Source organism: Gilliamella sp. B3783, assembly GCF_026536125.1.
In the GTDB taxonomy this organism is placed as follows: Bacteria; Pseudomonadota; Gammaproteobacteria; order Enterobacterales; family Orbaceae; genus Gilliamella.
Genome location: NZ_JAFNOU010000016.1, coordinates 1 through 3,200 on the forward strand (window position 1 = coordinate 1; position 3,200 = coordinate 3,200).

Annotated in this window: 1 rRNA gene; it reads right to left on the bottom strand. The window is 48.8% G+C overall.

Features of this window, described 5'->3' with window-relative positions:
- Positions 1 to 121: 121 nt before the first annotated feature.
- Positions 122 to 3,020 (bottom strand): 23S ribosomal RNA (locus J3U59_RS11920).
- Positions 3,021 to 3,200 lie beyond the last annotated feature (180 nt).

The following is a 3,200-nucleotide window of genomic DNA, read 5'->3' on the forward strand; positions in this document are numbered from 1 at the left end:
GAACATTATCACATATCTTCATCAATCGCTCAATCCGGAACAAACTGTTTTATCAATCTTTAACCATCTTTCGATGACTTCTTACTCTCAACTTCGCGTATCCAAAACAACTCCGAGTTGTAAGGTTAAGACTCTCGGTTCATTAGTATCAGTTAGCTCAATGTATCACTACACTTACACACCTGACCTATCTACGTCTTAGTCTCAAACGGACCTTACTGAATCTCTTCAGGGAAAACTCATCTCGAGGCTAGTTTCGTGCTTAGATGCTTTCAGCACTTATCTATTCCGCACGTAGCTACCGGGCAATGCAATTGGCATCACAACCCGAACACCAGCGGTGCGTTCACTTCGGTCCTCTCGTACTAGAAGCAAACCCTCTCAATTTTCCTACGCCCATGGCAGATAGGGACCGAACTGTCTCACGACGTTCTAAACCCAGCTCGCGTACCACTTTAAACGGCGAACAGCCGTACCCTTGGGACCTACTTCAGCCCCAGGATGTGATGAGCCGACATCGAGGTGCCAAACACCGCCGTCGATATGAACTCTTGGGCGGTATCAGCCTGTTATCCCCGGAGTACCTTTTATCCGTTGAGCGATGGCCCTTCCATTCAGAACCACCGGATCACTATGACCTACTTTCGTACCTGCTCGAGCCGTCACTCTCGCAGTCAAGCTAGCTTTTGCCATTGCACTAACCTCCTGATGTCCGACCAGGATTAGCTAACCTTCGTGCTCCTCCGTTACTCTTTGGGAGGAGACCGCCCCAGTCAAACTACCCACCAGACAGTGTCCCTTACCTCGATTCAGAAGTATAGGTTAGAACATCAAACATTAAAGGGTGGTATTTCAAGGTCGACTCCATGCATACTGGCGTACACACTTCTTAGTCTCCCACCTATCCTACACATTAAGGCTCAATGTTCACTGTCAAGCTATAGTAAAGGTTCACGGGGTCTTTCCGTCTTGCCACGGGTACACCGCATCTTCACGGCAATTTCAATTTCACTGAGTCTCGGGTGGAGACAGCCTGGCCATCATTACGCCATTCGTGCAGGTCGGAACTTACCCGACAAGGAATTTCGCTACCTTAGGACCGTTATAGTTACGGCCGCCGTTTACTGGGGCTTCGATCAAGAGCTTCTGCTTACGCATAACCCCATCAATTAACCTTCCAGCACCGGGCAGGCGTCACACCGTATACGTCCACTTTCGTGTTTGCACAGTGCTGTGTTTTTATTAAACAGTTGCAGCCAGCTGGTATCTTCGACTGATTTCACCTCCATCCGCATGGGACTTCAATTAACATCAGCGTGCCTTCTCCCGAAGTTACGGCACCATTTTGCCTAGTTCCTTCACCCGAGTTCTCTCAAGCGCCTGAGTATTCTCTACCTGACCACCTGTGTCGGTTTCGGGTACGATTAACTATAACCTGAAGCTTAGAGGATTTTCCTGGAAGCAGGGCATCAATTACTTCACTACCTTAGTAGCTCGTCATCACGCCTCAGGGTCTCAGTGACCGGATTTGCCTAATCACACCCCTACACGCTTAACCCACCATCCAATAGGTGGTAAACCTAGCCTTCTTCGTCCCCCCATCGCAGTTATAGCCAGTACGGGAATATTAACCCGTTTCCCATCAGATACGCCCTTCGGCCTCTCCTTAGGGGTCGACTCACCCTGCCCCGATTAACGTTGGACAGGAACCCTTGGTCTTCCGGCGAGCGGGCTTTTCACCCGCTTTATCGTTACTTATGTCAGCATTCGCACTTCTGATACCTCCAGCATGCCTCACAACACACCTTCGACGGCTTACAGAACGCTCCCCTACCCAATACACTTACGTGCACTGCCGCAGCTTCGGTGCATAGTTTTAGCCCCGTTACATCTTCCGCGCAGGCCGACTCGACTAGTGAGCTATTACGCTTTCTTTAAATGATGGCTGCTTCTAAGCCAACATCCTAGCTGTCTAAGCCTTCCCACTTCGTTTCCCACTTAACTATGACTTTGGGACCTTAGCTGGCGGTCTGGGTTGTTTCCCTCTTCACGACGAACGTTAGCACCCGCCGTGTGTCTCCCATGATTAAACTTGTCAGTATTCGGAGTTTGCATCGGGTTGGTAAGCCGGGATGGCCCCCTAGCCGAAACAGTGCTCTACCCCCAACAGTTACTCATGAGGCGCTACCTAAATAGCTTTCGGGGAGAACCAGCTATCTCCCGGTTTGATTGGCCTTTCACCCCCAGCCACAGGTCATCCGCTAATTTTTCAACATTAGTCGGTTCGGTCCTCCAGTTAGTGTTAACCAACCTTCAACCTGCCCATGGCTAGATCACCGGGTTTCGGGTCTATACCCTGCAACTTAACGCACAGTTAATACTCGGTTTCCCTTCGGCTCCCCTATTCGGTTAACCTTGCTACAGAATATAAGTCGCTGACCCATTATACAAAAGGTACGCAGTCACACATACCCAACGGTATATGCTCCCACTGATTGTACGTACACGGTTTCAGGGTCTATTTCACTCCCCTCCCGGGGTTCTTTTCGCCTTTCCCTCACGGTACTGGTTCACTATCGGTCAATCAGGAGTATTTAGCCTTGGAGGATGGTCCCCCCATCTTCAGACAGGATATCACGTGTCCCGCCCTACTCTATAAGCTTCCACATAATCCACTTTCATGTACGGGACTTTCACCCTCTATCGTGCGACTTTCCAGACGCTTCCACTAATACATTATGCTACCCGCTTGGGCTGCTCCCATTTCGCTCGCCGCTACTTTGGGAATCTCGGTTGATTTCTTTTCCTCGGGGTACTTAGATGTTTCAGTTCTCCCGGTTCGCCTCACCTAACTATGTATTCATTAGGTGATAGTGCAGTCGCCTGCACTGGGTTTCCCCATTCGGACATCAACGGTTATAGCGCCTTTTATCGGCTCACCGTCGCTTTTCGCAGATTAACACGTCCTTCATCGCCTCTGATTGCCTAGGCATCCACCGTGTACGCTTAATTTCTTAACCTTACAACTCACAGTTGTCTTGGTTTTAATTACGCTTTTTTCTCTTTTCTACTTCATTACATTCATACTTACATACAAATGCCTTCCGTAAAAACGAGAACTCGTTTCTTTCAGCTTGTTCCTAATTGTTAAAGAGCGTTATCTTTCTATTTACTCTTTCAAGTAAATACAAACATAATAG